This is a genomic window from Actinokineospora globicatena (assembly GCF_024171945.1).
GTDB lineage: Bacteria > Actinomycetota > Actinomycetes > Mycobacteriales > Pseudonocardiaceae > Actinokineospora > Actinokineospora globicatena.
Genome location: NZ_JAMTCR010000010.1, coordinates 1 through 2,796, shown reverse-complemented (window position 1 = coordinate 2,796; position 2,796 = coordinate 1). Strand labels below are relative to the sequence as shown.

The 2,796-nt window shown below is 57.2% G+C and carries 1 rRNA gene; it reads left to right on the top strand.

The features are described 5' to 3' along the window. Positions 1-2,749, top strand: a 23S ribosomal RNA gene (locus LV79_RS33655); the annotation flags it as partial. Between the last annotated feature and the right edge of the window lie 47 nt (positions 2,750-2,796).

The window sequence follows — 2,796 nt, the reverse complement described above, 5'->3', positions numbered from 1 at the left end:
AAAATGCTGTTGTTAGTTGAACGCCTTGGGATGGGCGGCCGTAGAGGGTGAGAGCCCCGTAAGCGAAAACATGGCATCTCTGGAGAGTGTTCCCAAGTAGCAGCGTACTCGTGAAATTCGCTGTGAATCTGGCGGGACCACCCGCTAAGCCTGAATACTTCCTGATGACCGATAGCGGACTAGTACCGTGAGGGAAAGATGAAAAGTACCCCGGGAGGGGAGTGAAAGAGTACCTGAAACCGTGTGCCTACAAGCCGTCAGAGCCTTGAGGGGTGATGGCGTGCCTTTTGAAGAATGAGCCTGCGAGTTAGTGCTACGTGGCGAGGTTAACCCGTGTGGGGTAGCCGTAGCGAAAGCGAGTCTGAATAGGGCGCTTGAGTCGCGTGGTCTAGACCCGAAGCGGAGTGATCTACCCATGGCCAGGGTGAAGCGACGGTAAGACGTCGTGGAGGCCCGAACCCACCAGGGTTGAAAACCTGGGGGATGAGCTGTGGGTAGGGGTGAAAGGCCAATCAAACTCCGTGATAGCTGGTTCTCCCCGAAATGCATTTAGGTGCAGCGTCGTGTGTTTCACCGCGGGGGTAGAGCACTGGATGGTCTAGGGGGCCTACAAGCTTACCGAAATCAACCAAACTCCGAATACCGTGGTGTGAGAGCGCGGCAGTGAGACTGCGGGCGATAAGGTTCGTAGTCGAGAGGGAAACAGCCCAGAACACCAGCTAAGGCCCCTAAGTGTGCGCTAAGTGGGAAAGGATGTGGGGTCGCCCAGACAACCAGGAGGTTGGCTTAGAAGCAGCCACCCTTGAAAGAGTGCGTAATAGCTCACTGGTCAAGTGGTCCTGCGCCGACAATGTAGCGGGGCTTAAGCGCACCGCCGAAGCTGTGTCACTCACACAATACATCGCCTTCACTCCTTGTGGGTGTTGGCCAGTGGTGTGGGTGGGTAGGGGAGCGTCGTGCAGCCGGGGAAGCGGCGGAGTGATCCAGTCGTGGAGGCTGTGCGAGTGAGAATGCAGGCATGAGTAGCGATAGGCGAGTGAGAATCTCGTCCGCCGAATGACCAAGGGTTCCTGGGCCAGGCTGTTCCGCCCAGGGTAAGTCGGGACCTAAGGCGAGGCCGACAGGCGTAGTCGATGGACAACGGGTTGATATTCCCGTACCCGTGTGGACGCGTCCCTGGTGAGGTCGGTGATACTAACCGCCCAAAGCCCGTGAGACCTTCGGGTCGAGTGGGTGGAGCGCGGGATCTGATCCGGTAGTAGCCAAGCGATGGGGTGACGCAGGAGGGTAGCTCCGCCAGCTGTTGGTGTCTGGTGTAAGCGTGTGGCCCGAGCGATAGGTAAATCCGTTGCTCATATAGGGTGAGGCGTGATGCATAGCCGATTGAGGCGAAGTAGAGTGATCCCATGCTGCCGAGAAAAGCCTCTAGCGAGTGTCCGTGCGGCCCGTACCCCAAACCGACACAGGTGGTCAGGTAGAGTATACCGAGGCGTTCGGGTGAACTGTGGTCAAGGAACTCGGCAAAATGCCCCCGTAACTTCGGGAGAAGGGGGGCCGTAGCACTTGAAGCTCTTCGCGAGCTAGGGTGAGGCGGCCGCAGAGACCAGCGAGAAGCGACTGTTTACTAAAAACACAGGTCCGTGCGAAGTCGCAAGACGATGTATACGGACTGACGCCTGCCCGGTGCTGGAACGTTAAGAGGACGGGTTAGTGCGTAAGCGCGAAGCTCAGAATTTAAGCGCCAGTAAACGGCGGTGGTAACTATAACCATCCTAAGGTAGCGAAATTCCTTGTCGGGTAAGTTCCGACCTGCACGAATGGCGTAACGACTTCTCGACTGTCTCGACCACAGGCCCGGCGAAATTGCACTACGAGTAAAGATGCTCGTTACGCGCGGCAGGACGGAAAGACCCCGGGACCTTTACTATAGCTTGGTATTGGTGCTTGGTTCGGTTTGTGTAGGATAGGTGGGAGACTGTGAAGCGCTCACGCCAGTGGGTGTGGAGTCATTGTTGAAATACCACTCTGATCGTACTGAGTGTCTAACTTCGGACCGTGATCCGGTTCAGGGACAGTGCCTGGTGGGTAGTTTAACTGGGGCGGTTGCCTCCCAAAGGGTAACGGAGGCGCCCAAAGGTTCCCTCAGCCTGGTTGGCAATCAGGTGTTGAGTGCAAGTGCACAAGGGGGCTTGACTGTGAGACTGACAGGTCGAGCAGGGACGAAAGTCGGGACTAGTGATCCGGCCATGGCTTGTGGAAGCGTGGTCGCTCAACGGATAAAAGGTACCCCGGGGATAACAGGCTGATCTTGCCCAAGAGTCCATATCGACGGCATGGTTTGGCACCTCGATGTCGGCTCGTCGCATCCTGGGGCTGGAGTAGGTCCCAAGGGTTGGGCTGTTCGCCCATTAAAGCGGTACGCGAGCTGGGTTTAGAACGTCGTGAGACAGTTCGGTCCCTATCCGCCGCGCGCGTTGGAGACTTGAGGAAGGCTGTCCCTAGTACGAGAGGACCGGGACGGACGAACCTCTGGTGTGCCAGTTGTCCTGCCAAGGGCATGGCTGGTTGGCTACGTTCGGAAGGGATAACCGCTGAAGGCATCTAAGCGGGAAGCTCGTTCCAAGATGAGGTCTCCCTCCACCTTTGAGTGGTTAAGGCTCCCAGTAGACGACTGGGTTGATAGGCTGGAGATGGAAGCCTCGTGAGGGGTGGAGTCGACCGGTACTAATAGGCCGAGGGCTTACAACAAAGAAGCTACGCATCCACTGTACGGTGTCTGAGACACCAACCACTCCA